This is a genomic window from Micromonospora sp. NPDC049089, assembly GCF_040648775.1.
In the GTDB taxonomy this organism is placed as follows: Bacteria; Actinomycetota; Actinomycetes; order Mycobacteriales; family Micromonosporaceae; genus Micromonospora.
This window is the reverse complement of record NZ_JBEZEH010000088.1, coordinates 1-26,008: the sequence shown is the minus strand read 5'-3', so window position 1 is coordinate 26,008 and position 26,008 is coordinate 1. Positions and strand designations below refer to the sequence as shown.

Annotated in this window: 25 protein-coding genes; 12 read left to right on the top strand and 13 right to left on the bottom strand. The window is 71.8% G+C overall.

Annotated features, from left to right (window positions below):
* Both AB0B48_RS17055 and AB0B48_RS17050 read left to right on the top strand, forming a co-directional pair.
* The coding region (locus AB0B48_RS17055; protein WP_357202123.1) for an SAM-dependent methyltransferase at positions 1 to 922 on the top strand (922 nt) is incomplete at its 5' end.
* Positions 919 to 2,106 (top strand): NADH-quinone oxidoreductase subunit D, encoded by a 1,188-nt coding sequence (locus tag AB0B48_RS17050; protein ID WP_355005951.1) that lies wholly within the window; start codon positions 919 to 921, stop codon positions 2,104 to 2,106. The genes AB0B48_RS17055 and AB0B48_RS17050, both read left to right, overlap by 4 nt.
* Before the next feature lie 17 nt (positions 2,107 to 2,123).
* Here the strand turns inward: AB0B48_RS17050 and AB0B48_RS17045 are convergent, their stop codons facing one another.
* From AB0B48_RS17045 to AB0B48_RS17030, 4 genes are all read right to left on the bottom strand, one after another.
* Positions 2,124 to 3,755 carry a hypothetical protein gene (locus AB0B48_RS17045; protein ID WP_357202120.1) on the bottom strand — a complete coding sequence of 544 codons (1,632 nt, stop codon included), beginning with the start codon at positions 3,753 to 3,755 and terminating at the stop codon, positions 2,124 to 2,126.
* Positions 3,756 to 3,863: 108 nt separating this feature from the next.
* A complete protein-coding gene (locus AB0B48_RS17040) occupies positions 3,864 to 4,868 on the bottom strand; it encodes a glycine betaine ABC transporter substrate-binding protein (protein WP_355005953.1) in 1,005 nt (334 codons plus the stop codon).
* Positions 4,869 to 5,068: 200 nt separating this feature from the next.
* Entirely contained in the window at positions 5,069 to 5,809 is a 741-nt protein-coding gene (locus tag AB0B48_RS17035; RefSeq protein WP_355005954.1) for an ABC transporter permease, read from the bottom strand.
* Positions 5,806 to 6,492, bottom strand: a complete 687-nt coding sequence (locus AB0B48_RS17030; RefSeq protein ID WP_091403225.1) for an ABC transporter permease — start codon at positions 6,490 to 6,492, stop codon at positions 5,806 to 5,808. Before AB0B48_RS17030 ends, AB0B48_RS17035 begins: the two co-directional genes overlap by 4 nt.
* A gap of 29 nt (positions 6,493 to 6,521) precedes the next feature.
* Between AB0B48_RS17030 and AB0B48_RS17025 the strand changes: the two genes are divergently transcribed.
* On the top strand, positions 6,522 to 7,499 hold the full coding sequence (locus tag AB0B48_RS17025) for an ATP-binding cassette domain-containing protein (protein WP_357202115.1): 978 nt from the start codon (positions 6,522 to 6,524) through the stop codon (positions 7,497 to 7,499).
* A gap of 73 nt (positions 7,500 to 7,572) precedes the next feature.
* Here the strand turns inward: AB0B48_RS17025 and AB0B48_RS17020 are convergent, their stop codons facing one another.
* From AB0B48_RS17020 to folP, 7 genes are all read right to left on the bottom strand, one after another.
* Positions 7,573 to 8,004 carry a hypothetical protein gene (locus AB0B48_RS17020; RefSeq protein ID WP_357202112.1) on the bottom strand — a complete coding sequence of 144 codons (432 nt, stop codon included), beginning with the start codon at positions 8,002 to 8,004 and terminating at the stop codon, positions 7,573 to 7,575.
* A gap of 125 nt (positions 8,005 to 8,129) precedes the next feature.
* On the bottom strand, positions 8,130 to 8,438 hold the full coding sequence (locus tag AB0B48_RS17015; protein ID WP_357202109.1) for a hypothetical protein: 309 nt from the start codon (positions 8,436 to 8,438) through the stop codon (positions 8,130 to 8,132).
* 53 nt (positions 8,439 to 8,491) lie between these two features.
* Complete coding sequence (locus AB0B48_RS17010) at positions 8,492 to 9,706, bottom strand: ABC transporter permease (RefSeq protein ID WP_357202106.1); 1,215 nt, start codon at positions 9,704 to 9,706, stop codon at positions 8,492 to 8,494.
* 119 nt (positions 9,707 to 9,825) lie between these two features.
* Entirely contained in the window at positions 9,826 to 10,362 is a 537-nt protein-coding gene (locus AB0B48_RS17005; protein WP_355005958.1) for a DUF3180 domain-containing protein, read from the bottom strand.
* A 19-nt stretch (positions 10,363 to 10,381) separates the two neighbouring features.
* Entirely contained in the window at positions 10,382 to 10,909 is a 528-nt protein-coding gene (folK, locus tag AB0B48_RS17000) for a 2-amino-4-hydroxy-6-hydroxymethyldihydropteridine diphosphokinase (protein ID WP_357202102.1), read from the bottom strand.
* Entirely contained in the window at positions 10,906 to 11,274 is a 369-nt protein-coding gene (gene folB / locus AB0B48_RS16995) for a dihydroneopterin aldolase (protein ID WP_357202099.1), read from the bottom strand. Before folB ends, folK begins: the two co-directional genes overlap by 4 nt.
* On the bottom strand, positions 11,271 to 12,167 hold the full coding sequence (gene folP, locus AB0B48_RS16990) for a dihydropteroate synthase (RefSeq protein WP_357202096.1): 897 nt from the start codon (positions 12,165 to 12,167) through the stop codon (positions 11,271 to 11,273). The genes folB and folP overlap by 4 nt, the downstream gene beginning before the upstream one ends.
* A 356-nt stretch (positions 12,168 to 12,523) precedes the next feature.
* On the opposite strand from folP, the gene AB0B48_RS16985 reads away from it, so the two are divergent.
* The 7 genes from AB0B48_RS16985 (at position 12,524) to AB0B48_RS16955 (ending at position 21,177) form a co-directional block, all read left to right on the top strand.
* Positions 12,524 to 12,838 carry a hypothetical protein gene (locus tag AB0B48_RS16985; RefSeq protein ID WP_357202093.1) on the top strand — a complete coding sequence of 105 codons (315 nt, stop codon included), beginning with the start codon at positions 12,524 to 12,526 and terminating at the stop codon, positions 12,836 to 12,838.
* Between the two features lie 13 nt (positions 12,839 to 12,851).
* A complete protein-coding gene (locus tag AB0B48_RS16980; RefSeq protein WP_053654782.1) occupies positions 12,852 to 13,214 on the top strand; it encodes a hypothetical protein in 363 nt (120 codons plus the stop codon).
* A 70-nt stretch (positions 13,215 to 13,284) separates the two neighbouring features.
* Positions 13,285 to 16,719 carry an ATP-binding protein gene (locus tag AB0B48_RS16975; protein WP_357202090.1) on the top strand — a complete coding sequence of 1,145 codons (3,435 nt, stop codon included), beginning with the start codon at positions 13,285 to 13,287 and terminating at the stop codon, positions 16,717 to 16,719.
* Positions 16,720 to 16,792: 73 nt separating this feature from the next.
* Positions 16,793 to 18,835 carry an MFS transporter gene (locus AB0B48_RS16970; protein WP_357202087.1) on the top strand — a complete coding sequence of 681 codons (2,043 nt, stop codon included), beginning with the start codon at positions 16,793 to 16,795 and terminating at the stop codon, positions 18,833 to 18,835.
* On the top strand, positions 18,832 to 19,389 hold the full coding sequence (locus AB0B48_RS16965; protein ID WP_357202084.1) for a hypothetical protein: 558 nt from the start codon (positions 18,832 to 18,834) through the stop codon (positions 19,387 to 19,389). Before AB0B48_RS16970 ends, AB0B48_RS16965 begins: the two co-directional genes overlap by 4 nt.
* Positions 19,386 to 20,564, top strand: coding sequence for a M23 family metallopeptidase (locus AB0B48_RS16960; RefSeq protein ID WP_357202081.1), 1,179 nt, complete (start codon positions 19,386 to 19,388; stop codon positions 20,562 to 20,564). The genes AB0B48_RS16965 and AB0B48_RS16960 overlap by 4 nt, the downstream gene beginning before the upstream one ends.
* Before the next feature lie 13 nt (positions 20,565 to 20,577).
* A complete protein-coding gene (locus AB0B48_RS16955) occupies positions 20,578 to 21,177 on the top strand; it encodes a hypothetical protein (protein WP_357202078.1) in 600 nt (199 codons plus the stop codon).
* A gap of 2 nt (positions 21,178 to 21,179) precedes the next feature.
* On the opposite strand, the gene AB0B48_RS16950 is transcribed toward AB0B48_RS16955, so the two are convergent.
* Positions 21,180 to 21,593 (bottom strand): hypothetical protein, encoded by a 414-nt coding sequence (locus tag AB0B48_RS16950; protein ID WP_357202075.1) that lies wholly within the window; start codon positions 21,591 to 21,593, stop codon positions 21,180 to 21,182.
* Between the two features lie 336 nt (positions 21,594 to 21,929).
* Between AB0B48_RS16950 and AB0B48_RS16945 the strand changes: the two genes are divergently transcribed.
* Positions 21,930 to 24,491 (top strand): FtsK/SpoIIIE domain-containing protein, encoded by a 2,562-nt coding sequence (locus AB0B48_RS16945; protein WP_357202072.1) that lies wholly within the window; start codon positions 21,930 to 21,932, stop codon positions 24,489 to 24,491.
* Between the two features lie 37 nt (positions 24,492 to 24,528).
* Positions 24,529 to 25,239: a hypothetical protein gene (locus AB0B48_RS16940; protein ID WP_357202126.1), complete on the top strand. Its 711-nt coding sequence runs from the start codon at positions 24,529 to 24,531 to the stop codon at positions 25,237 to 25,239.
* 86 nt (positions 25,240 to 25,325) lie between these two features.
* Here the strand turns inward: AB0B48_RS16940 and folE are convergent, their stop codons facing one another.
* The gene (folE, locus tag AB0B48_RS16935) at positions 25,326 to 25,991 is read right to left on the bottom strand and encodes a GTP cyclohydrolase I FolE (RefSeq protein WP_091403265.1); all 666 of its coding nucleotides are present in this window, start codon (positions 25,989 to 25,991) and stop codon (positions 25,326 to 25,328) included.
* Positions 25,992 to 26,008: the final 17 nt, after the last annotated feature.

Below are 26,008 nucleotides of genomic sequence, written 5' to 3'. Positions count from 1 at the left end.
GATCAAGCCTGACCGCCCGGAGTGGTCGGGCTCCCCGGAAACCCTGACTTCCACGACCTCCGCCCGTCCGGCACCCGACGGGCCGTCGTTGGCCGCCGTCCCTCCGTCGCTCGCCGAACGCGTCCGCTTCACAGCCATCGAGTACGCGCCCCGCCCGGAGAACCTGTCCGGAGAGATCAACTGGACGTCTGAGATCCCTGCCGGGATCACGGGAGTGCTGCTCGCCACCGAGTGGCTGGACAACGTCCCCCTCGACGTGGCAGTGCAATCCGAAGATGGCTGGCGATACGTGCTGGTCGACCCGGAGAGTGGTGCCGAATCGATTGGTGAGCTGGTCAGCCCGGCTGATCTCGACTGGCTCACGACCTGGTGGCCCAGCCCCACAACCTCGTCAAGTACGGACGGCGCTCCGAACCCTGGGTTGACCTCGACTGATGCCACCAGCGAGAACGAGTCGGGTTTCCGGGCCGAGATCGGCAGAAGCAGAGACGAGGCGTGGGCCAACGCCGTGCAGAAGATCGAGCGGGGCCTGGCCGTCGCTGTGGACTACGGGCACCTGAGCGGCGACCGACCTGTGGACGGGACGTTGACCGGGTACCGGGGTGGGCGACAGGTGCCTCCGGTGCCCGACGGGTCGAGTGACGTCACGGCGCACGTGGCCATGGACTCGGTCGCCTCCGCTGGTGCGGCGGTCGCCCGGTGCGCGTACTCCCTGGTCTTGCAGCGGGAGGCGCTGCGGGCGCTCGGGGCCGACGGCGGGCGACCACCGCTCAGCCTGGCCGGCACCGACCCGGTCGGCTACGTGCGGGCGCTGGCCGCCGCGTCGACGGTGGCCGAGCTGACCGACCCGGCCGGGCTCGGTGGGCACTGGTGGTTGCGCCAGCCGGTCGGCATCCCGCTCGGGTCGGCCGTGGCACGATGACGGGCATGACCACCGACGCCGGGGACCTCCGCGAACTGACCGTCGGCACCGGGGCCGGGCTGATCCCCGGCACCGGTGATCAGCAACTCGGCACCGACATGGTGCTGAACATCGGTCCGCAGCACCCCTCCACCCACGGTGTGCTGCGGTTGAAGCTGGTGCTCGACGGCGAGCGGGTGGTCGCCTGTGAACCGATCGTCGGTTACATGCACCGGGGCGCGGAGAAGCTCTTCGAGGTGCGTGACTACCGGCAGATCATCGTGCTGGCCAACCGGCACGACTGGCTCTCGGCGTTCTCCAACGAGCTGGGCGTGGTGCTCGCTGTCGAACGCCTGATGGGCATGGAGGTGCCGGAGCGGGCCACCTGGCTGCGGATGGCCCTGGCGGAGCTGAACCGGGTGCTGAACCACCTGATGTTCCTCGGCTCGTACCCGTTGGAGATCGGGGCGATTACGCCGATCTTCTACGCCTTCCGGGAACGCGAAACCATCCAGGCGGTGATGGAGGAGGTCTCCGGTGGCCGGATCCACTACATGTTCAACCGGGTGGGTGGCCTGAAGGAAGAGGTCCCGTACGGGTGGACCGGGCGGGCCCGCGCGGCGATCGGCGAGGTACGCCGCCGGTTGCCCGACCTGGACCACCTGATCCGGCGTAACGAGATCTTCCTGGCCCGCACCGTCGGCGTGGGCGTGCTGTCCGCCGCGGACGCCGCCGCGTTCGGCGCGTCCGGGCCGGTGGCCCGCGCGTCCGGGCTCGACCTGGACCTGCGCCGCGACGACCCCTACCTGGCCTACGACGAGCTGGACGTGCCGGTGGTCACCAAGACCGCCGGCGACTGCCACGCCCGCTTCGAGGTACTGCTCGACCAGGTGTACGCGTCACTGGACCTCGCCGAGCAGTGCCTCGACCGGGTGGACCGGCTGACCGGGCCGATCAACACCCGGCTGCCGAAGGTGCTCAAGGCGCCGGAGGGGCACACGTACGCCTGGACGGAGAACCCGCTCGGCATCAACGGCTACTACCTGGTGTCGCGGGGTGAGAAGACGCCGTGGCGGTTGAAGCTGCGCACCGCCTCGTACGCGAACGTGCAGGCGTTGGCCACCCTGCTTCCCGGCTGCCTGGTCCCCGACCTGATCGCGATCCTCGGCTCGATGTTCTTCGTGGTCGGCGACATCGACAAGTGACCGGAGCGGCCTGACCGTCACCGCCAGCGGTCGGTGGGCGGCGCGCCCCCGGCACGCGGCACGTCGTCCTGCGGCGGGTAGCCGTAACGCTCGTCGACCCGCCGCCGGCCGGTCCGTTCGGGCGCGGGTTCCGCCTGGTGGCCGCGTTGGCGCGGTGGACGCCACTCGTCCGGCATCGGCACACCGCCCACCGGCAGCGCCGGCCTTTCCGGCTCGGCCCGCCGACCACCGTCGTGGCGGCGCGGTTCCTCGTAGCGGCCGGCGTCCTCGTAGCGGCCGGCGTCCTCGTGACGGCGCGGCTCCTCGTAGCGGCCGGCGTCCTCGTGACGGCGCGGCTCCTCGTGACGGACGGCGGCCCAGCGGTCGGCCACCCGGTACTCGGTGCCGCTGGCGTCGGCGTGCACCTCGGCCCGACGTTCGCCGACGTGCAGCTCTCGACCGTTCTCGTCGTCGCGGACGGCAGCCCACCGGTCACCGGCCCGCAGCTGAGACCAGTACTCGCCGGTGTCGTCGGCTCGCAACGGCGGCCCGGCCTGCGGCGCCGGGGCTCCCGCCCGGTCGCGCTGCTCCGACCAGCCCCGATCGTCCGGGCTGTCCCAGGATTCCGCCGCCGGCCTCTCCGGGCTGCGGTGTGACCGGGCCGGCGGGGCCGGCTCGTCGGGCTGGGCGTACGCGTCGCGCCGATCCGTCCACTCCGGTTCGTCGCGGCGGCCCGTCCAGCCCGTCTCGTCGCCGTACCCGGCTCGGGGGTGTTGCTCCGGCTCGCTCCTCGCCCGGCCGGCAGGGCGTGAGGGCTGATCGGCGTCGCGGCCCCGGGTCCACTCCTGAGCGGGAGGGGTCCACTGGCCGGCGTACCCGCCGCCGTAGCGCCCGGCCGGCTCGGCCGGGCCGCCGTCCACCACTGTGTGCCGGGTGGTGACGTGCACGGTCTCGGTGTGCCGGACCACTCCACCCGGCCGGTGTGCCGCCTCGGGTCGGTCGTGCTCCCGGGGGCGAGCTGAGCCGTACGCGGTGGCGGCCGGTCGTTCCCCGCCGTACATGCCGGCGGCAGGCTTCTCGGGGGCCTCCCGGGCGTACGCCGGCTCGTCGTCGTCCGGGTGCCCGGGGCGTCCCCACCGAGGCGCGTCGTCGGGGCCGGAAACCCGGGCGCGGCCGGCCGGCGCGTCGGCTCGGTTACGGGCCACCGGCGTGTCGTCCACCGGCGGCTCGACGGCAGCCACCCGGGCCCGTGCGACGCCCGCCGGCTCGACGGCGGGGGCGGCACCGGCGAGGGCAGCACCACTGGCGTCGAGACGGCGGCGCACCGCAGCGATCCCCTCATGGGCCCGTTGCGCCTGGTCGAGTGCCTGGTTACCGCGCTGGGCGGCGGCCACGATCTCGCCGCGCAACTCCCGACGCAGCTCCTCGATCTCGTCCAGCAACTCGTCGGTCCGTGCCGAGGCGCCCTCGTTGTCGGGCCGCAAGGCGATGGAGAGGCCGATCAGCACCACCGCGAGGATGGCGAGCACAGCAGCGAAACGCAACGGGCCATTGCCGTCGGCCACCAGCAGGATCAGCGCCGCCACCGGCGCGAGAGCGACGCCCGCCCAGAAGAGCATGGTCAGCAGCGTTGGTTGACGCCGGGCGTCAGAGGTGGCCGGGGCTGGCATGGATGTGCAGCCTACCCACGACATCCAGCGGAGGGAACGGGGTCCCCGGACGCGCAGACGCCCCCGCCCGGTCGGGGCGGGGGCGTCCTCAGCACCTGCGGAAAGGGCTCAGCTGGTGGCGAAGGCGCCATCCGACGAGAAGATCAGACCCACGCTGATCGAACCGTCGCGGAGCCCGCTCTTGGTCAGCGGCCCGCCCTGGTCCAGGGAGGAGAACTTGCCGACCGACAGCCCGTAGGTCTTCTCCAGGCCCGGCTTGCAGAACGGACGCTGCTCGCACTCCGGCGGGCCACCCAGCACTGTCGCGCTGCCGGAGCACTTCGCCGCCAACTCGGAGAGGGTCCGCACGCCGTACTTGTCGGCGAAGGCCTGGGTCACCGCGAAGGCATTCTGGTCCTGTGCGGCGGCCGGGGTGCCGAAGGTGAGGCCGGCCTTGTCGCCCTCGGTCTTCAGCGCGGTCACCGTCGTGTTGATGTCCGGCGAGGAGATCGGCTGGGCGTTCTGGCCGTTGGCCTTGGTGTTGAGGAACTCGGCCATCGTCGCCGCGTACTCCGGGACGACCTGGATCTCGCCCTTCTCCAGAGCCGGCGCGTAGAGCTCCCGGTTGCCGATCTGCTGCACCTTGACCTGGTAGCCGGCGGCGCTGAGCGCGATCCGGTACAGCTCACCCAGAATTTGACTCTCGGCGAAGTTGCCGGCGCCCACAGTGATGTCGCCACCCGGGCCCTTGGCGATGCCAGCGGTGAGGTTGTTCGCGCTGGCGAACTCCTCGGCCGCCACCTTGGGGGTCTTGCGGTCCTCGTTGACGGCCTTGTTGAGCTGGATCAGCTTCGGGGTGTCGAGTGCTGCGGAGACCTTGTCCAGTGCGGCGATCAGCTGCGGGTTGGCCGCCTTGCTGTTGACCGCCGGGATGACGTTGTCGGAGTTCTGGAGCTTCTTGTCGTCCTGCAGAGCGATGAGCTGCTGGCCGGCGACCGGGGCGCACCCGGCGCCGGAGGCGCTCGTCTGGGGTGCGTCGGTGCCGGACGAGCCGGCGTCACCGCAGCCGGTGAGCAGTGCTGCCCCGGCGACGGCGCTGACCGCCCCGATCGCCAGGCGTGTACGTGCGCGCATGTGCCCGCCTTCCGTGTCCCGGCGCGGCCCGTCCCGGGCCGGCCGCGTGTCCGACGGGCGATCCTGACTGTCGGCCGCCCGCGAATGTCCACCCAACATCCTCCGGAACCGACCGACAACTTGGGATGGACTTCGTCACCCCATCGTCACCGATTTGACGACCGTGGGTCGCCAGCTCGACGCGGGCTCACCCGGACGGGTCAGGCACTCCCGGTGGCGTCGGCGGCCCGGGGCCGCCCGAGGCGCTGCCGCCCACGCCGCAGCGGCTTGGGGGTGACCAGCCGTTCGACGCCGCCGAGGACCACCTCGGCCAACAGCGCGAGCCCGGCCACCAGCACACCACCGGCGACGATCTGCCCGCCGCCGGCCGCGATTCCGATGCCGAAGCCGGTCCGGATGATCTGGCCCAGGCCGCCGCCGTTGACGAAGGAGGCCAGCGCGGCGGTCGCGATTACCTGGACCGCCGCGGTGCGGAAGCCGGCCGCCAGATAGGGCACCGCGAGCGGCAACTCCACCCGGCGCAACAGCTGCGTGCTGGACAGGCCCATCCCCCGGGCCGCGTCGCGGGCCTCCGGGTCCACCTGCCGCACCCCGGTGTACGCGTTGGCCAGCAGCGGTGGCACGGCGAAGACGGCGAGCGCCACCACGACCGGTGTCTTCCCGAAGCCGCTGGCGAAGACCACCGGGAGGATGGTCAGCAGCGCCAGGGTGGGGATGGCCAGGGTGGCGTTGGAGATCAGCACCACGAGGCCGCCACCTCGACCGAGGTGCCCCAACCAGAGCCCGAGCGGCCAGGCCACCAGGCAGCCGAGCGCCACGGCCAGGGCGGAGATCGTCAGGTGCTCGCCGAGCCGGTCCAGCATGCCGCCGGGGTTGGTCCAGTTCAGTGGGTCGTTGATCCAGGTGACGGCCTGCCCGATCGGGTTCTCCGCGACGGTCACCGTGCCCTCCGGGTGGACCAGGGGGTCACCAGTCGGGCGACCAGGATGAGCAACAGGTCGAGCACGACCGCGAGCGCAACGCAGAGCAGTGCGGCCGTCATGATCTCGGCCTTGTAGAGGTTGTTCTGGAAGCCCGCGAAGATGAGCTGCCCGAGCCCGCCGTGCCCGACCAGCACCCCGACCGTGACCAACGCCACCGTCGAGACGGTCGCCAGCCGTACGCCGGTCACGATGCCCGGCAACGCCAGCGGGAGGTCGATCCGGAACAGCCGCCTCCAGCGGCCGTAACCCATGCCCTCGGCGGCCTCGCGAACCTCCGGGGGCACCTGGTTGAGGCCGGCCACCACGTTGCGCACGATCAGCAGCAGCGCGTAGAGGACCAGCCCGACCAGCACCGTGGTCGCACCGGTGCCCAGGTAGGGGGCGATGAACGCGAAGAGCGCCAACGACGGGATGGTGTAGACAACCCCGCTGACAGCGAGGATCGGACCGGCGAGCGGACGGACCCAGTACGCCAACACGGACAACGGCAGGGCGATCAACACCGCGATCAACACCGCTCGCCCGGTGAGGGAGGCGTGTTCGCGCACCGCGGCGAGGATCGTGTCAGAGTTGTCCCGCACGTACTGCCAGGAGAACCAGGGGTTACCCGGGTCGGCCCGGTAGCTCAGGCGGAAGGACATACGTGGACGTTACCCCGGAGGCTGCCGACGTGACCCAATCCCCTCGCGCGGCGTCGATCTCCCTGGAGGGCATCCAGAAGCGCTACCCGAACGGCACCGAAGCGGTCCGGGACCTCAGCCTGGAGGTCCGGGCCGGCGAGCTGGTGGTGCTTATCGGCCCGTCCGGCTGCGGCAAGTCGACGGTGCTGCGGATGATCAATCGCCTGATCGAACCGACCGCCGGTCGCATCACGCTCGGCGACGAGGACGTCACGAACGTCGACCCGGTGCGACTGCGCCGTCGAATCGGATACGTGATCCAGAACGTCGGCCTCTTTCCACACCAGACCGTGCGGGCCAACGTGGCCACCGTGCCGGGCCTGCTCCGCTGGCCCAAGGGCCAGACCCGGGCCCGGGTCGACGAGCTGCTCGACCTCGTCGGGCTGGACCCTGCCGAGTTCGGCGGTCGCTACCCGCACGAGCTGTCGGGTGGCCAGCGGCAGCGGGTCGGGGTGGCCCGGGCGCTCGCCGCCGACCCGGTGGTGCTGTTGATGGACGAACCGTTCTCGGCCGTCGACCCGATCGTCCGGGCCCGCCTCCAGGAGGAGTTCCTGCGCCTCCAGGCCGAGGTGCGCAAGACGATCGTGCTGGTCACCCACGACCTCGACGAGGCCGTCCGACTCGGTGACCGGATCGCCGTGCTCTCCGAGGGCGGGCACCTGGAGCAGTACGACACCCCGGCCGCGCTGCTCGGCGCACCCGCCACCACGTTCGTACGCGAGTTCGTCGGCGCCGACCGGGGCATCCGCCGGTTGGCGGTCACCCCGCTCGACCGGGAGGCGCTGGAGCCGGTGCCCGAGGACGCCGCACCGGACCTGCCCACCGTCGCCGTGGACGGCTCGGCGTACGACGCGTTGGCAGTCCTGCTCACCTCGGGCCGGGACCGGCTCCTCGTGACCGACGCCGGCCGGCCGGTGGGCGCGCTCAGCCGACAGCGCCTCCTCGACCTCGGCCGCCCGACCAGCTGACAGGCCCCGGCGCACGTACGACAGTCGCGCCTGACCCCACCTCGGCGAGGTCAGGGCGACTGTCGAGGCGCGGTCAGGCGCGACCGCCGAGGCTGGCGATGCCGATGATCCAACCGGTAAGGAAGCCGTAACCGGCACCGGTGCTGGCGTCCTGAAGGGCCCCCAGCAGTGACGGTGACGGGCCGAGCAGCGCCGCCAACACCGCGGCCAACCCGCCAGCCAGCACGTACGCGGCCCAGCCGGAGAAGAACTGGCTGACCGGGCCGGGCACCCGGGCGACCTGGGCGGCGGGCAACAGGTAGAGCAGCGCCACCGCGAGGACCACCAGCAGCACGGCTCGCAGGTCGGCGGCGAACAACCCGCCGGCCTGCCCGTCCGCGTCGAGCCGCCAGGCCGGCCAGGCGAGCAGGCGCGCGTAGAAGGCCCCGGCCGAATCCGGGTCGGTCAGGGTGACGGCCCAGCCGGTGTACGCCGGACTGCCGCAGATGCCGACCAGCAGCAACACGGCGAGCGCGCCGGTGCCGGCGGCCGTGCCGTAGCGGCTGACCGGGCCGGAACGGCGGACCAGCGACGCGATCCGCCCAGGCCCCGAACCGGTGGATCGGGCGGACCTGGGCTGCCCCGAGCGGCTCAGTGCTTCATCAGGTAGTCGATGAAGGCGGCCCGCAGCAGCGGCGCCGACTCCTCGTAGCCGTGACCGGTCAGCTCCCGCCACAGCGCGTTGGCCTCGTCGATCGTCGGGCCGATCGAGTTCGGGGCGCCATCCAGCACCGTTGCCTCGTCCGCGTTCGGCAGGCGGCGCAGCACCGACCAGAAGAAGCCCACGTCCCGATGGTCCCGGGCCCGGGCGAACGCCCGCTCCCGCAACTCCTCGGTGGACAGCGCGTCAAGCTCCTCGAACGAGGTTCCGCCCGGGGTGGCGGCAGGTGAGTCGGTCATGTCGCCGAGCCTAACGGTCGAGATCAGCTCCGGCTCGGCGGACGCGACGCGGCTCACCGCTCGTCGGTGTCCCACCGTCGCGGGCCGTCCTCCCACCGCGGATCCCGCCACGGGTCTATCGGCTGCGGCGCGGCCTGGGTCGGCAGCGTCGGAGGCCAGTTGTCGACGGACTGCGGCTGCGGCGTGGTCCAGCCCGAGCTGATCGTGCCGTCACTCACCGGCTCGGGCTGCTCGGGCCTGCCCGGTCGGGGCCGCCCGAGCGTCTCGACAAGCCGAGTCGCCAGCAACCCGACGCCGAGCGCGGCCCCACCGACCACCCAGTTGCTCAGCGTCCAGCCGCGCTCCGACGCGTACACCTGGAAGACGGTGACCAGGCCGACCGCCAACAGCGTGCCGAACACACCGCCCCGGCGGCCGTACGCGCTGGTGCCGGCGAGCAGGGCCGCGCCGACGGCCAGCACCGTCCAGTCCAACCCCGAGGTGGGCGCTACCGGCCCGGGGTCGTTGGCGGCGAGCAGCATGCCGGCCAGAGCGGCCAGGACTGTGGAGACGACAAGCGCGGCGGCGGTCACCACGGCGGCGACCGCGCCCCGCCGACGGGCCGGATCGGCGATCGGTCGGTATCTGCCGACGAGCCGACGGATCGCCCGGATCGCGCCGAACAACCCACCCAGGACGGCCACCGCGGCGAACCCGGCGAACAGGTAACCGGCGCTGCCCTTGGGGTCGTAGTCGCCCTGTACCAGCACGGGCGCCGACCGACGTTCGATGTACACCACCACGGCGGCGGCGCCGGCCAGGCTGGCCGCCCAGCCCGGCACGTGCAGCACCACCACGGCCAGCGCCAGCGCCAGCCCGCCCACCGCGGCGACCGCCACGGCCGGGCCGAGCGACTCCGGCAGACCCCTGTCACCCTGCTCGGCGTAGTGCAGGGCGGCGGCTACCGCGATCGGGCCGACGGCCAGGTTCGGCGCGGCAGTCCGCAGGCTCAACCCTGCGGCCAGTGCGAGCAACCCCAGCCCGACCGCGTCGATCAGGAGCGTGCGCAGGTTCTCGTCGCGCACCGCAGACGGATCCTCCCGCCAGAGCAGCCAGCTCACGGCGGCCAGCCCGGCCAGCAGCAGCAGCTCCCACCCCAGGTGTACGCCGATCCGATCCCGGCCGGGCTCACCGTGGGTGGGATCGTCGAAGACGTTGTCCAGAACGGCGGCCGGCACCCCGGAAGAGGGTTCGGCCGACCGGTCCCGGCCCGCTTCTTCGTAACCCATGACGCCGCCTCCCCAGTGGCCGACCGCCCCCAGTCCGGCGCACGGACGGACCCTGGGCGGCCCTTGCTCCCCGATCGCAGGCACCGTACCCGCGACCGCAGCCGGGCGTAACCCCCTGCTCAGCGCTGGCCGGGGCGGCTCTCCCGCGGGTCCTGCTCGTGCTCGTCGTCCGGGCGTTCCGGCACCCGGCAGGAGCGCTCCAACCAGAGCGCGGCGCCGACCAGTGCCAGCGAGGCGAGCAGGCCTCCGCCAGCAGCCGGTCGATCGTCCAGGGCGGCGCGGGTGGTCTCCACGAAGAGCCAGCCGGTGAGCCCCGCGTAGAAGCCCGCGAAGATCGCGGCGGCCAGCGCCGACGCCTTGGCCAGCACCACGAAGCGGGCGACCAACAGCGGATTGACCGGCTCCCGACCCGGTTTGCGCTCGATCCGGCCCCGGGTGTTGATCGCGGCGTACGCCTCCAGCACGGCGAGCCCGGCCAGCGTCACCACCGGCAACCAGGGCAGCCGGGGAATCCCGCTGTAGTAGAGGGTGCTGATCAGCAGCCAGGCCACCGCCGCCGCAGCCAGGCCGGCCACGACCAGGGTCGAGATCCGGGTGGGGCCCATCCGCGACCCGTCCGGGCCCGACCCGCGGGGTGGGGGCTTCGCCTGCGTCATGCCGGCCGGTTCCGCTCGGTCATGCCGTCGACTCTAACGCCAACTCCGGCCGGGGACGCAGTTCCAACGCCCCGTCCGCCGCAGGGCCGGTGGTCAGCAGGTCGGTCAGCCAGCCGTGACCGGGCAGCCGTCCGTACGGCTGGATGTCGATCCACGGACGGAGCACGAAGGCGCGCAGGTGGGCCCGAGGGTGCGGCAGGGTCAACTCCGGGTCGTCGCTGAGCACCGGCTCGTCGTCGTCGCCCCAGACCGCGATCACGTCCACGTCGAGGGTGCGCGGCCCGAACCGCCGCTGCGGGTCACGGACCCGGCCGGCCGCGCGCTCCGCGTCGCGGGCCCGTTCCAGCCAGTCGCGCGGGCTCGCGCTCTCGTCCTGCACGAGCACCACCGCGTTGAGGTACGCGGGCTGATCGGTGTCGCCCCACGGTGGAGTCTCGTACACCCCGGAGAGCACGAGCACCGCGTCGCCGAGGGTGGTGACGGCCGTGCGCAGGTGCTCCAGGCGGTCGCCCAGGTTGCTGCCGAGCGAGAGAACCGCCCGGGTCACCGGGTACGCGCCCGGGTCATCGTGACGGCCACGTCGGTGAAGGTGTGCGGCACCGGCGCCTCGGGCTTGTGCACTGTGATCGTCGCGGCGTCGACCCGAACGTCTGCCAGGCAGACCGCGAGGAGCCGGTCCGCCAGGGTCTCGATCAGGTTGACCGGCTCGCCGGTCACCACCGCGACCAGGCGCTCGGCCAGCTCGCCGTAGTGCACCGTGGCGGCAACGTCGTCACTGGCGGCGGCCGGGCCGAGGTCCAGCTCCAGGACGGCGTCGACCACGAAGTCCTGCCCCTGAACGCGTTCGAAGTCGTACACCCCGTGCCGGCCGCGCGCCCGCAGGCCGGTCAGCTGGATCCGGTCCGTCGTCATCGCCGTACCCCATGCTCGTGATCGTGGTGGGTCAACTTCCTGTCGTGCGACGGCACGGCCAGGCGGGGGCTGCCGGTCGCCGCCCAGACGGCGAGCGCGTCGGCGGTGGCCCGCACGTCGTGCACGCGTACGCCCCAGGCGCCCGCGGCGACCGCCAGCACACTGGTGGCCACGGTGGCCGCCTCCCGCTGGGCTGTCGGTCGCGGCGTGCCGTCCGCGGCGGCGAGCAACCCACCGAGGTACGACTTGCGGCTCGCCCCGAAGAGCAGCGGGTAGCCGAGATCCAGCAACTCCGGCAGGCGGGCGCTGAGCTCCCAGTTGTGCGCGGCCGTCTTGGCGAAGCCGAGCCCGGGGTCGACGATGAGGCGGTCGGCGGCCACCCCGGCGGCCAGCGCCGTGTCGATCCGTTGGGACAGCTCGGCCCGGACGTCGGCCACCACGTCCGTGTAGGTGGCCAGGTCCCGCATGGCTCGGGAGTGCCCTCGCCAGTGCATCAGCACCCAGGGGCAGTGCGCGTCGCGGACCACCCGGGCCATGTCCGGGTCGGCCAGGCCACCGGAGACGTCGTTGACCACCGCAGCGCCGGCGGCCAGGGCGGCCTCCGCGACCCGCGCGCGGCTGGTGTCGACGCTGACCGCCACACCGGCGGCGGTCAGCTCGCGAATGACCGGCAACACCCGCTCGACCTCGGTCTCGGCGTCGATCCGCGCGGCACCCGGACGGGTCGACTCGCCACCGATGTCGACCAGGTGCGCTCCGGCGTCCCGTAGACGGACGCCGTGTCCGACGGCGGCGTCCAGGTCGGCGTACCGTCCGCCGTCGGAGAAGGAGTCCGGTGTGACGTTGAGGACGCCCATCACCACCGGGCCCGAAGCCCGCACCAGATCGGTCACGACTAGACGGTACCGGTCGCGGCGGCGGCGCCCAGCGACCCGGGTGGGCCCCGCACCACTACCCCTGACGTGCCGATTAGAACAGGTGTACGATCGGTCATCCGGGCAGCATCGGGCAGTCCCTTCGCGGCTTGTCGCAATCCGGGGCGGCCCGTACGCTTTGGAATTGGTCAGCATCGAGATGGCGAAGCTTGGAGGGAGGGCCGAAGCGGGGAAAATCCGCCCAAACCTCGCCACCCTCCGTGGTGAGTAACGAACACAGGGTCAAGAACGCCATGCCCTGTGGAGCACTTTTCCCGCCAGGCTTGCCTATTGCACCGCCGCGGCATCGCCGGCCGCGCTATGGGGAGGTTCCAGTGATCGCCTACGAGCTCATGGAGACGGCGTCGTCCGGCGTCGCCCACGCGCTCTCCACCCTGGCGTCGACTCCACTCGCGGAGCCGGCACCGAAGGGGATCGACACCAACGGTGTCGTCACCTTCTTCGCCAGCAAGATCGCGCCGATCCTGCTCGCCGTCCTGGGCGTCATCTTCATCGGCCGTGCCAGCCGAGGCGAGATATCCAAGGTGCTGACCAGCTCCGCGATCGCCATCGTCGGGCTCGCCTTCATCGCGGGCGCGGCAACACTCTTCTTCGTCGGCGATTACCTGATCGACCTGATCTTCGAATAGGCGCGTTCACCACATGCGGCTGCGCACCGACGACGACATCTACCGGGCCCGCCTGGTCTACCTCGGGCCGCCCGGTTACACCCTTCCGGTCCACCTGCCCTACGCCCAGTACGGGCTCTTCATGTTGCTGGTCCCCCTCTACATGTTCATCCACTGGCTGTTCACGTTGACGGTCGAGCTCTTCCCCGCCTGGGAGATCGCGCTCGCCATCGTGACCACGTCGTTCATCTTCCGGCACGTCGACCCCGATCGGCCGGCGCGGGTGGTCATCCGCACCGCGCTGACCGACTGGCGGCGCACCCGGGAGCCGGCGGTCGAGCAGCGCGATCCGCGCCTGGTCGGCAGCCGGATCAGGATTCGGGAGGAACTGGCATGACCGGACGTATGTCGAACGGCCCGTCGCAGGACGCGGACATGGGTCTGCCGACAGCCGCCGAGGCGATCGCATGAGCCGCTCCTCCACGCCGGGCTCCCCGGCCGGCCGCCCTGGCGCACCGGTCGGTCACCGTGCGCACTCGTTCGACTACCTCGAGGACGAGGACGAGGTTGCCCTCGACCCCGCGCTGGTGACGTCGCCCGGCCACGGTGCCGTCGGCGTGTTCCAGGCACCCCGCCCGGTTCCCCGCCGGACGCCACCGGCCGAGCCCACCGCTGTGTCGGCCGGCGAGAACGCCGACATCGACTCCCCCTTCCTGGACCTCTTCGGCGGCGGAGGGCGACCCGGCGCGGCGCGAGCCGGCGCGGCCGGCCCGAGCACCCGCGAGCAGCCGGCGATCCCGCATCAGCCGCCACCAACCGCCGGCCCGGCACCCGCTCCCGCGGTTCCCGAGCTCGAGCCACCGTGGACCCCCGCCGACAACGGCGGCCTACCCGTCGACCCACGACACGCGGGCGGCCACCCGGCCAGTGAGTCCCGGGTGCCGCATCAGGCAGGGGATCGACGGCCGATGGGGCGTCCGTCCGATGAGCCCGGTCCGTCCGCCGGCGGTCCGTCCGCGACCGCCGGCCCCGACCGCCGACCTGCCAGCACCGCGCCGAGTGGCCGCCCCCCAGCGACGCCGGCGGCCCGACCGGCGGCTCAGGCGCAGCCCCAGCCGACGGCCGCCAGCCGGTCCACGGCTCCGCCGGAGCAGCCGGCGATGATCACATCTGCGAATCGGCCAGCTCTGGAGCGCGCCGCGCGTCGGGCCACCGACCCGGACCGACCCAGGAGCACCGGCACCGCGGCCCCCGGTAAGGAGGTCGCCGCACCCCGACAGCGCACGGCGAGCCGGCCGGACCGACCGATCAAGCCGACCCGGGTTCGCGCTCCGAAGATCAAATTCGGGGATCGGGATCCGTCGGTCGAACTGGCCATCACCGAGATCGCCGGCCACCTCACCTTCACACCGAACACCGTCACCGCCTGGTACTGGCTGCCCGAGGTCCGCTGGGCGTTCCGGCCGGACGCCGAACGCGAGGCGCTGCTGTCGGCGATCTCCGAGCAGTACGCCGGCCTGGCCGGCTTCCGACTGCACCTGCGCCGCACCACCCGGCCGTTCCCCGCCGACGAGTGGGCTCGCACCATCGACACGCACACGGCGGCGCCGCTGCCCGACGTTCCCGGCACCACCGGCTGGGCCGACCACCTGGTCGCCGCCCAACGCCACCTGATGGCGGTCAACCACGCTGAGGGCCAGACCTACCTCGGTGTCACCTTCGCCCGGCGTTCCCTCGGCGACTCGCTCACCGAGCGGCTGCTGCGCACCTTCGGGCGAGGCACCGCCGATGGCGAGCGCCGCAAGCTCGGCCGCACCGTCGAACAGTTCGACGAAGTGCTCGGGGCATTCGGCATGCGCGGCCGACGGGTCACCGCCCAGGAGCTGGAATGGCTGCTCTACCGCTCGGTGGCGCTGTGCATGTCACCGCCGAGCACCCTCTCCCCCGTGACCGACGGGCGCTGGGAGCGCGGCGACCTGCTCGCCATGACCGAGCAGGTCGAGCGCTACCGCACCCCGTACGGCTCGACGGTCAAGCTGGTCAACCGGATGACCGGCGAGGAGCGGCACGTGGCCGTACTCGCCGTCGGCCGGATGGAGCCGCTGGAGATCCCCGAACGACACGAGCCCTGGCTGCACTTCCACGAGCGGCTGCCCTGGCCGATGGAGATCTCTACCCGCGTCGACATCCTCGGCTCCGGCGACTCCTTCCGTAACCTGGAACACCGGTTGCGGATGATCCGCTCGCAACAGCTCGACTATGCCGAACACGGCATCGACGCGCCCCCGGAGCTGGAACGACTGGCCAAGCGCGCCCTGGTGATCGGCGACGAGATGACCACCGGTCTCCCGGTCGACTCGGCCCGTGCGCACGGCTGGCACCGGATCGCGGTCGGCGGCCGGACCAGGGAGGAATGCCTGGAGCGGGCGCGCCGGCTCATCCAGCTCTACTCCCGGGAGCTGCGCATCTCTCTCCAGCACCCGAAAAACCAGGACTGGCTGGCCCGCGAGTTCATCCCCGGCGAGCCGATCGCCAACACCGGCTACGTGCGTCGCATGCCGGTGCCGTTGCTCGCCGCCGCGCTCCCCCAGGCCGCGTCCAATGTGGGCGACCGGAGGGGCGACCTGATCGGCCGTACCGCCGGCACCTGCCGCCGCCCGGTCTTCCTCGACCTGCACTTCCCCATGGAGGTCCGGGAACGCTCCGGGCTCGCGGTCTTCGTCGCCGAACCGGGCGGTGGCAAGTCCACACTGCTCGGCGCCCTGGGCTACCTGGCCGCCCGCCGAGGTGTCCAGGTGACCCTGCTCGACCCGTCCGGCCCGCTGGCCCGCCTCTGCGCGATGCCCGAGCTGCGGCCGTACTCCCGGGTGTTGAACCTGACCGGTTCGGAACACGGCACCCTGGCGCCCTACTCGCTGATCCCGACGCCGCTGCGCTCCGAGTTCGGCAGCGGGGCCGCCGGCGACCGCGAGTTCGAGATCGCCGTCTCCAACGCCCGGGCCGAGCGGCGGATGCTGGTGCAGGACATCTGCATGATGCTCGTTCCACCGCAGGTGGCCAGGGAGGCGTCGACCGCCACCCTCTTCCGGCACGCGGTCCGCCAGGTCCCCGCCGAGGAGACCTCCACCCTGGACGACGTGGTGAGCTGCCTCGGACGGCTCGACGACGACGCCGGCAAGGAACTGGCCAACCTCCTGCTGGACACCGCCGAGATGCCACTGGCCATGCTCTTCTTCGGCCGACCGCCGGAAGGGCTGCTCGGTGCCGACGCGGCACTCACCGTGATCACCATGGCCGGGCTACGGTTGCCCGACCTCAAGATCGAACGCGAGTACTGGTCAGCCGAGGAAGCACTGGCCCTGCCGATGCTGCACACCGCGCACCGGCTCGCCGTCCGGCGCTGCTACGGCGGCTCGATGTCATCCCGCAAACTCGTCGGCCTCGACGAGGCGCACTTCATGGAAGGCTGGCGGTCCGGGCGCTCCTTCCTGGTCCGACTCGCCCGCGACTCCCGCAAGTGGAACCTGGCCGCACTGGTCGCCTCCCAGAACCCCCGCGACATCCTCGGCCTCGACGTGCAGAACCTCGTCTCCACCGTCTTCGTCGGCCGCATCGCCGAGGACGCCGAGATCGCCTCCGAAGCGCTACGACTGCTGCGGGTGCCGGTCAACGACGGGTACGAGGCCACCCTCGCCTCGCTCTCCGCCGCCGACGCCAGCTCGTCCAGCCGGCTCGGCTTCCGCGAGTTCGTTATGCGCGACGTAGACGGACGAGTGCAGAAGGTCCGAGTCGACGTCTCGTACGTCGAAGGGCTGCTGGACCACCTCGACACGACGCCAGCCGCGATCGCCGCGGCGGCCGGAGTCCTGCCGAGCATCCCCCTGCCGGATCTGGAGGCGTGACATGGCTAGGGCGTGTGTCAAAGCCTCGGTCGAGCCGAGGCGGAGTCCAGGCGGCGGTCCGGCAAGGCGGGAAATGACCCGGATACCGGTGTTGTATCCGGGTCATTTCCCAACGCGGCCGGTCGTCGTCTGGGCCCGCCGCAGGCCGGCCAGGGGCTTTGACACACGCCCTAGGGCCTGGGCAAGGATCGCGTCGTTCCTGCTCGCCCTTGGCGTACTGGCCGGGGCTACCCTCACCTGGCCGCTGATCGGCGCGGAGGCCGCAGCCGCCGCACCGCCCACCGCCCAGGCCCGCGCCGACCTCTGCACGACCGCCGAATGGCAAGCCGACTTCCGCGCCTGCGTGGCAAAGCTACAAGCGGTCAGCGAAGACCAGGTCACGTGCCGCAACGCACCAACCCCGGGTACGCCGGACTCCGGGCTCGCCGGCTGGTTCGCCGCCGCGCCACCGACGGAGGCCGCGAATGGAGTAGCTGGTCGGTACAGCCTCTATGGCTACGGCGGCTACAGCTATAACACCTATGACATCGACGGTGGCTGCGCCTCAAGCGTGCTTCATCCGGACTACAAGTTCACCACGACGATCGCCAATGGCGAGTTCATGGCCGCAACGGCGATCATTGGTGCATCAAATGCGCTCAGAGAGCGCGCGTGGGACCCCGGTTCGATGTGGGGATGGGCTGACCCGCTTGTCGAACAGGCGACCAAGGCCGTATACCAGAAGGTGTTCAGCGTCTTCGGAATCGTCACCCTGTGTGTGGTGGGACTCTATCTACTCTGGCGGTCCCGACAGTCAGACATGAGCAACGCGATGACCACCGCGGGCTGGGCACTGCTGGTGATGGTCGCGGTCACGGCGCTGGCTGCGTGGCCGGTCAAGTCAGCGAACATCGCCGACGGCGCACTTGTCACCAGTCTGGGAGTGGTGCATGACGCCGTTGGGCCGCAGGCAAAGGAGCCGGACCCTGGGCGGTGCATCGATCCTGACCGCTGCAAGGACCTTCGAACCCCCGCCGTCCGGGCCAGCGACACCGCTACCGAGACAATGCTGTACCGGAATTGGCTCCGGGGTGTATTAGGTTCAGCAGAAAGCGAGACCGCGCTCAAATACGGCCCCGCACTTTACGATGCAAAATCTTTGACGTGGGGCGAAGCCAAGTCAATGCGCGCCAGCTCGGCGGCCCGAGAAGCGACGATCAAGGCCAAGCAGCAGCAGTGGGCCCGGGTGGCGCAGCAAATCAAGGCCGAGGACCCAGAGGCGTACGAATATCTCCAGGGTGTTCGCGATATGGATCGGGTCGGCGCGGGTTTCATCGCCGTGCTCGCGGCTCTGCTCTTTGCGATGTTCGACCTGACCGCGTCGCTACTGGTCCTGCTGGGTTTCCTGATCTTCCGGTGGGCGGTGATCGCGGCACCGATCCTGGGCACCATCGGTCTGCTGCGGCCGGCCAGCGCCGGTCTGCGGCGATTGGCGAACGCCGTGGTCGCCGCGCTGTTCAACATCGCCATCTTCGGTACCGGGGCAGCGATCTACCTGTTCGCCGTCGACCTGATCATGAGCACTCCCACTATGGCGGGTTGGCTTCAAGTGGTGCTGGTCTGGCTCTGCGGGGTGGTCGGGTGGCTGCTGCTGCGGCCGTACCGGCGGATCACGCAACTCGGCGGCAAGGACAGCAGCGAAGCGGTCAGTTCGGCCGGGTCCTGGCACCGCCGGTTCTTCCGCGACATGCGGACCGCCGCTCGGCTGGACGTAGCCGAGCCGGGCGGCGCCGCCGAGCCGGTGGGCGGACGTCGACGGTCACCCAACGCGGAACAGAAACGACTACGCCCGGAGGCGCGGCGGGAGGACCCGGCTCCGGTGCCGACAGCTGCGGCCGAGGGCCGGCGCGCCGACACGGCGCGCCCCGATGGCCGAGAGCGGCCCGACGAGGCGCCGGCGGAGGAGGGCAGAGGTCGGAGCCGCCCAACCGCCCCGCAGCCCCGACGCCGACAGCCGGCGACCTGGACCGAGCCGGATGTTCCGGCTGAGAACCCGTCGTTCGTGGTCTACCGCCCAGGCTCCACCGAGCGTGTACCGGATCGCACCGGACCTCGGGTGCGCTCAGAGGCGAGGTGACGGCGATGCGACGGGCGCTGGAATTCCTCTTCACCCGGGCGCTGCGGTCCCGGCTGGGCGTAGCGCTCGTGATCGGGGTGGTGGTCGTCGGTGTACTCGGGGCGGCCAGGCTGATCCCCAGCCCGGGTGCTTCAACCGACGGGTTGAGCAGCCGTCCGGATGGGCCGATCATCACGGTGGACCCGACGGCCGGCGACGACGGCCTGCTCGACAGCGCGGCTCCGCCGCGACCCGTGACGTCGCCCGGCGCCCGCACGCCCGAACAGACCGCCGACCGCTTCGCCAAGGCATGGCTGGGCAGTCCCGGGATGACCACCGAAGAGTGGCAGGCTGGTCTGCGGCCACTCTCCACGCCGGCGCTGCGGGAGAAGTTGACCGGCGCCGAGCCCGAGAGCGTGCCGGCCGAGAAGGTCACCGGTCCTCCAACCATGCGAGAGCGGACCGAGACGTTCGTCGAGTTGCTGCTACCCCTTGATGCCGGCGGGCTCCGGTTGGAGCTGGTCACGTCCGATGATGGTTGGCTGGTCGACGTTCTGGACTGGGAGCGGCCATGAGCGACGTTGGTAATGCCAAGACCCGCCGCGGCCCCCTCCGGCTCGGTGTGGTCGCCGCGGTGCTCACCGGGATGCTGCTTCTGCTCTGCTGCACCGGCGGCACCGCGGCGTTCTTCCTCACCGGGCTCGGAGGCGACGACGCCGAGAACGGCGACACCATGGCAGGCATGGAGTGCGGGCCGGTCCGAGCGGTGAACATTGCGGGCAAGCTGCCGCGATTCGCCCAGTACGGCGACACACAGGTCCGCAATGCCGCGATCATCATCAAGGTCGGCCAGGACATGGGCGTGCCCTCGCGAGGCTGGGTGGTCGCCCTCGCCACCGCGATGCAGGAGTCCGCCCTGCGTAACCTCGCCAACAGCGGCGTACCCGAATCCCTGGCCCTGCCACACGAGGGCGTTGGCGCGGACCACGACTCGCTGGGCCTGTTCCAGCAACGGCCGGGGTGGGGCAGTGTCGCCGAGCGGTTGAACCCCGCCTACGCGGCGCGCAAGTTCTACGAGAAGCTCGTCAAGGTGGGGAGCTGGCAACAACGACCGCTGACCGTGGTCGCGCAGCGGGTCCAGGTCAGCGCTTACCCGGACGCGTACGCCAAGCACGAAGAGGTAGCCAGCCGGATCGTGGACGCACTGGCCGGCGGGGCGGCCCGCACCGTCGAGATCAACGGCAAGGCGGTGTGCAACGCCGCCGAACGCGGTCAGATCGCCGCCTCCGGCTGGACCGCGCCGATCCCCGGCGGAGTCGGCTCCGGTTTCCGCACCGCCAGCCGACCCAGCCACAACGGAGTCGACATCGGCGCGGCCAAGGGCACCGAGATCCGCGCCGCAGCGACTGGTCGGGTGCTGGTTTCCACCTGCGACGAGGACGACCGCGGCCGAGAAGACTGCAACGTGGACGGATTTCCCGGCAAGGGGGGCTGCGGCTGGTTCGTCGACCTGCTGCACGCCGGCGGCTACATCACCCGGTACTGCCACATGGTGGTTCAGCCCTTCGTGAAGAAGGACCAGATCGTGACGGCCGGTCAGGTGATCGGCAAGGTCGGCAGCAGTGGCAACTCCTCCGGCCCGCACCTGCACTTCGAGGTGCACCTGCGCAACGACCGTAACGCGTCTGGCGCGGTGAATCCGGTCCCGTTCATGCGCGAGCGGGGTGCCCCGCTGCGCGCCGCTGAGTAAGGCCAGCACCTGTATGACCGGGCCGTTACCTGACCCCTTCGCCGACCAGCCGGACTGGGCGCCGCAGCCGCCGAGACCGCTGACCATCGTCCCCGCGACTGAACGGGTCGAGCTACGCGGCCGGCGGGTGCTGGTCGGGCTGCCCGGGATGGGTTGGCGCGGGGACCTGCGTGCTGACGACCGGGTCGTGCAGAGCGCCCGGACCTACGTGCCGGTGATCCCCGAGCACGAGTGGTACCGGGCCGAAGCCGACCAGGTCGAGGTGTTCGCGCCGTTGGTGCCGGTGGAGCGGGTCTGGGTGGAGACGGTCGGCACCCGACCGGCAGTGGACGACGCCCGGGACACGGGCATCCGGTTGGTCTCGCTGGACGGCCCGGCACACCGGACCCCCACGCCGGTCTTCGAAGCGGACGCGGTCACCGGTCGGCGGGTGGTGCACGTCGAGGGCGGCCGGGAGCACCGTGACCTTCGAGCGGTCACCGAGACCTACTCGGGCGCCGAAGGGGACATCTGCGTGCGAGTCACACCCGAGGTGGAGTGGTACCGCTGGGCCTGGCGAGGCCAGTCACCCACCACCCTGGAGGTTCCGGTTCATCTCCTGTGGATTGAATAAAGCTAACTAATCCGGGAGCCAGCACAAACACGCCAGCCGTCCCGGTTGTTCAAATCGAACTGCCACGTGTCTGCCAGGCTCTGATGAATTCCGTCAATTGCGGCGCTCCGCCGGATGACAGCGACAACGGTGGCGTCGGCGCCGGCAGTCTCAGTAACGGCAACGTCTTCGATGTTGATCGAAAAAGAGACGCCAAGATCCCGCTCACGTCCGGCAACATCCGCAGCGAACTCATCGACCGAGGGGACTGCGCCCTCGCAGGTGAACAACCCCGCTCGGTTCGGGTCGCGAGAGACGAGCGTCGCCTGAAGGTAATTGATCACCGCGACGTCCGGGGTGCTGCGGTCGGGTGTCGAGGCGCGGTTGTACCAGACCACGGCGGTGGCGATGCCTCCGAGGCAGAGCAGGGCGAGCACGCCAGCGACAACTGTGAGCACCGTCCGCGTTCGGCGGCGTGGCGGCTGCGGTGCCGGCGTTGCCGGGGCGGGCGGCAGCTGCTCGGACGGTGTCCGCTGGGCCGGTACGCGGGAGACCTGGGAACCGGCGGGGGGCTGCACTGATTCCACCTCTTGAAGTTATCGGCTGGACGCTCCGGAGCCAATGCCTCAGATCCAGCGGATCGTGACGGACCCCTCCCCACCGGTGAGATCCACGACAACACCGGCGCAGCGCCGAGGCACCTCCCGGAGGAGGGCAGTCGGCTGGGATACCGTCTCTGCTCGGGGAGGGGTTGCCAACCTCGGGTAGAGGGGGTGGACGCGGTGGCCGGTCCGAAGGCTCGCACGAACCGCGCCGCAGCCCTGCACCGTCGGGCGTCGGCCGTCGCGACTGCGGCTGCCGGGATCCTGGACGAGACGCGGCCGGCTCCTGCCGATCAGCGCCGCCAGTACGAGGTGGCCGAGCGGTTGCGGACGGCTGCGGCTCTGCTGGCGCCGGGCTGGTCGGGCGCTGCACTGGACTCACTCACCGAGGACTCGCCGGCCGGTGATGGTCCGCCGCCGTTTGTTCGGGTCGGTACGGCGGCGCCGTTGGACGACGCTCGCTTCCCCGCGTTGGTGCCACTTGTCGGCACCGGTCACCTCAGCGTGGACGCTGACGCACGGGAGCCGCGGGTTGCGGGGTTGCTCCGGGCCGTACTTCTGCGGTTGTTGGGTGCGGCCCCGGCGGGTGCCCTGCTGGTTCGCGCTGTGGATGCCACCGGGGCTGCGCTGACGCCGTTCGGGGCACTCGCTGATGCTGGCCTGTTACCGCCACCGGCGGTGGACGTGGTGGGTCTGCGCGCGGTGCTGACCGAGGCGGAGCAGTGGGTGACGCCGGGGGCGAGTGGGCGACGCCGCCACGATCGGACGCTGTTGCTGGTGGTGGCCGCGCTTCCGGAGTCGACAGGCCCGACCGATCTGGCGCGCATCGAGACGTTGGCCGAGCAGGGGCCGGCCGCTGGGCTGCACCTGGTGGTGGCGGGTTGGCCGCCCGCCGGCCCGTACTCGGCCCGGGCACCGCTGCCGCGCACCACTGCGCTGGCGTTGCGTAATGCGTACGCGCTGCTCGGCGATCCGCCGGGGGCGTCGTTCGCCGGGCCGGGCGCTGATCCGCCGGGCGGTTTGAACTCGCCGGTCTTCGTCGAGTCGGACCCGCCGGCCGAGCTGGTCGACGCGGTTTGTCGGCGGCTCGCCGAGCAGGTGGAGGCGGGTTCCCGGTTGGCGTTGGGTGCTCTGCTGCCGCCGACGGGTGAGCGACTGTGGGAATCGGACTCGGCCGACGGGCTGACCACGACCGTCGGCGATGCCGGGGGCCGGTCGGTGCCGTTGGGCTTCACCGAGTTGACCCCGCACTGGCTGGTGAGCGGCCGGTCAGCGGCGGGCCGGGCGGCTTTCCTGACCACCGCGTTGCTCGGCCTGGCCGCCCGGTACGGCCCGGACGACGTGGCGTTCTACCTGGCGGATCTCGGCGACGGCGAGTCCTTCGTGGAGTTCCTGCAGACCGAGCGGGACCGGTCGTGGGTTCCGCAGGTGCGCGCGGCGGCGATGGCCGCCGACCGGGAGTACGTCCGGGATCTGCTGGACGAGTTGACGGCCGAGGTCCAGCGCCGCACGGAGGCGGGCGCTCGGGCCGGGGGGCAACGCTTCGCGGAGCTGCGTCAGCACCAGTCGCTGCCCCGGATCGTCTGTGTGGTGGACAATGTGCCGCTGCTCTTCGCCGAGCGGGACCGGCTGGCCGCCGAGGTGGCCGCCCAGTTGGACGGGCTGGCCCGGGCGGGTCGGGCGTACGGCGTGCATCTGGTCCTGGCGGGTGCTGGCGAGTTGGGGCTGAGTGCGCGCGCGGAAACTGGTCATCGGGATTCGGTGCTCGGGCAGTTCCCGGTGCGGGTGGCGCTGCCGGGTGGCAGTCCGGTGTTGGAGCCGACAAACGACTCGGCGGCCGGTCTGCCGGTGGGCAGCGCGGTGGTGAACACGGCCGGCGGGCTCGGCGGCCCGCGGGGCGCGATCCGGGGTCACGAGCGGTTGATCCGTCACCCGGACCCGCAGGATCATCCGGAGGTCGTGGAGAAGCTGCGGCACGAGTTGTGGGAGGCCCGTCCGGCGGGGTCGGTGCCGCCGGTGGTCTTCGCGGGTTACGCCCGCCCCCTGCTGGGCAATGATCCGCGCCACCGGGCGGCCCTGGCGGGACAGGCTCACGGGCCGGCCGCCCTGTTGGGCCGGGCGGTGGACGTGGCCCGCTCGACGGTCGCCGTGCCGTTGGGGCCGGCGGCGGGGCGCAACCTCGCGGTGTTGGGGTCGGGCACCGCGGCGGGCGGGCTGTTGGCGACGGCGGCGCGGAGCACGTCGGCTCACCACTCGCCGGGCAGTGCCCGCTTCCTGGTGGCGGCACCGGATCCCGGGGCCCGGGTCCTGGCGGAGGCGTTGACGGCCGATCTGGCGGCCCGGCATTCGGCCGAGTTGGTGGATCTGCCGACGCTGCTCGCGGACGCGGCCCACGACCTGCCGACGTATCTGGTGGTCTTCGGGCTGGACCGGCCGGGTCCCCGGGAGCTGCCGCTGGACCGGCTGCGGTCGCTTCTGCGGGACGGGCCGCCGGCCGGGCGGCATCTGCTGGGCTGGTGGCGTGCGGTGCCGCCGTTCGCCGCGTTGTTCGAGCCGGCGGGTGAGGTCGACAAGCTGGCGGCGGTGGCCGTGCTGGACGTGCCGGTCGCGCAGCTCACGGCGGTCTTCGGTCGGCCGGTCGAGTGGCAGGTGCGCCCCGACCGGGCGGTGCTCTGGGACGGTCCGGACGAGCGGGGCACGGTCCTGGTGCCGTTCGCCGACGTGGCCAGCTGATCGGGTGGCGCACGTGGAGGGTGTCGAGGTGGATTCGATCGCGACGGTGACCGGGCCGGGGCGGCAGCGGGCAGCTGCGGCGACCGGGGACGCCACGCCGCGGGCGGTCGAGCCCAGCAACGCCTGGACGGAGTATCTTGCGGCGGCCCGCCAGCTGGACGGGGTACGCCGGGGTGCGGCTGCCGCCGCCGGTGAGCAGGCCCGGTCGGCGGAGGCCGCCCGGGAGGAGTTGACGGTGCTCCGTACCGGGCTGGCGAGTCAGCAGGAACGGTTGCGCGAGTTGGACGTACCGGCGATCTCCCTGGTGCCGTCACCGCCGGAGCTGACCGAGGCGGCCCGGTCGATGGCGGGCGGTCCGGCGGCCGTGTTGGCGGCGCTGCGGACCGCGCGTGGCTGGGCCGAGGCGGCGGACGGGGCGCTGGCCGCGCGCCGCGGGTTCCGGCCGGGGTCCTGGCCCGCGAGGGCGCGCAACCTCCTGGTGTACGGGCCGTTCGCGCTGTTGGTGCCGCTGATCCAGGTCGTGGTTCTGGCGGCGACGGGGGTGGGACCGGCCACCGTGGCGGCGTTGATCTGCGGGCTGCCGATGCCGGCGGTCGCGTTCGTCGCCGGTTGGATCGGCATTGGCAGGTTGTTTCGGGTCAGCCCCACCGAGCGGCTGGACCGTACGGTGCGTTTCGGCGCGTTGGTGTGCCTGGTGCCGGCGGTGCTGGCCACGGCCGGCCTGCTGCTGGCCCTGCTCGCTGGCTGACAGGCGGGACCCGCCCGGGCTGGTGCGGAAACGCGACGGCCGGCCGTCCCGGTTGGGGTGGCGGCCGGCCGTGGTGCGACGGGATCTCAGCGGGGGATGATCAGCGCCATCGCCTCGGCCCGCGACTTGGAGTCCGACTGCAGGATGCCGCGTACGGCCGACGTGATGGTCTTGGCACCGGACTTCTGAATGCCGCGCATCGCCATGCACATGTGTTCGCATTCGAGCACGACGACGACGCCGCGGGGCGCGAGTTTGCTCATCAGCAGGTCGGCGACCTGTGAGGTGAGCCGTTCCTGCACCTGCGGACGACGGGCGAAGACCTCGACGAGTCGGGCCAACTTGGACAGGCCGGTGATCCGCCCGTCGGGGCCCGGGATGTAGCCGATGTGCGCGCTGCCCCGGAAGGGCAGCAGGTGGTGCTCACAGAGGCTCATCACGTCGATGTCCCGGACGATGACCAGCTCTTCGTGGTTGGCCTCGAAGGTGGTGCTGAGGACCTGGGCCGGGTCGACCCGCAGGCCGGCGAAGAGTTCGGCGTACGCACGGGCGACCCGGGCCGGGGTCTGCTGGAGTCCGTCGCGGTCCGGGTCCTCGCCGACGGCGATCAGGATCTCGCGGACGGCTTTCTCGATCCGGCCGAGGTCGACAGCGTCCTCGACGGGCCGGCCGGTCAGTTTGCCGCTGATCAGCCGGGCGGCCACGTAGTCCAGCTCGTCGTCGCCGTCGGGTTCGGTCGCGGAGACGGCCAGCTCCCGGTGTGGGGAGC

Excerpts from the sequence above, each read along its gene's own strand:
- AB0B48_RS17050 (WP_355005951.1), top strand. The coding sequence starts at position 919 with ATGACGGGCATGACCACCGACGCCGGGGACCTCCGCGAACTGACCGTC.
- AB0B48_RS17045 (WP_357202120.1), bottom strand. The coding sequence starts at position 3,755 with ATGCCAGCCCCGGCCACCTCTGACGCCCGGCGTCAACCAACGCTGCTG.
- AB0B48_RS17040 (WP_355005953.1), bottom strand. The coding sequence starts at position 4,868 with ATGCGCGCACGTACACGCCTGGCGATCGGGGCGGTCAGCGCCGTCGCC.
- AB0B48_RS17030 (WP_091403225.1), bottom strand. The coding sequence starts at position 6,492 with ATGTCCTTCCGCCTGAGCTACCGGGCCGACCCGGGTAACCCCTGGTTC.
- AB0B48_RS17015 (WP_357202109.1), bottom strand. The coding sequence starts at position 8,438 with ATGACCGACTCACCTGCCGCCACCCCGGGCGGAACCTCGTTCGAGGAG.
- AB0B48_RS17010 (WP_357202106.1), bottom strand. The coding sequence starts at position 9,706 with ATGGGTTACGAAGAAGCGGGCCGGGACCGGTCGGCCGAACCCTCTTCC.
- AB0B48_RS17005 (WP_355005958.1), bottom strand. The coding sequence starts at position 10,362 with ATGACGCAGGCGAAGCCCCCACCCCGCGGGTCGGGCCCGGACGGGTCG.
- folB (WP_357202099.1), bottom strand. The coding sequence starts at position 11,274 with ATGACGACGGACCGGATCCAGCTGACCGGCCTGCGGGCGCGCGGCCGG.
- AB0B48_RS16980 (WP_053654782.1), top strand. The coding sequence starts at position 12,852 with ATGCGGCTGCGCACCGACGACGACATCTACCGGGCCCGCCTGGTCTAC.
- AB0B48_RS16975 (WP_357202090.1), top strand. The coding sequence starts at position 13,285 with ATGAGCCGCTCCTCCACGCCGGGCTCCCCGGCCGGCCGCCCTGGCGCA.
- AB0B48_RS16970 (WP_357202087.1), top strand. The coding sequence starts at position 16,793 with ATGACCCGGATACCGGTGTTGTATCCGGGTCATTTCCCAACGCGGCCG.
- AB0B48_RS16960 (WP_357202081.1), top strand. The coding sequence starts at position 19,386 with ATGAGCGACGTTGGTAATGCCAAGACCCGCCGCGGCCCCCTCCGGCTC.
- AB0B48_RS16955 (WP_357202078.1), top strand. The coding sequence starts at position 20,578 with ATGACCGGGCCGTTACCTGACCCCTTCGCCGACCAGCCGGACTGGGCG.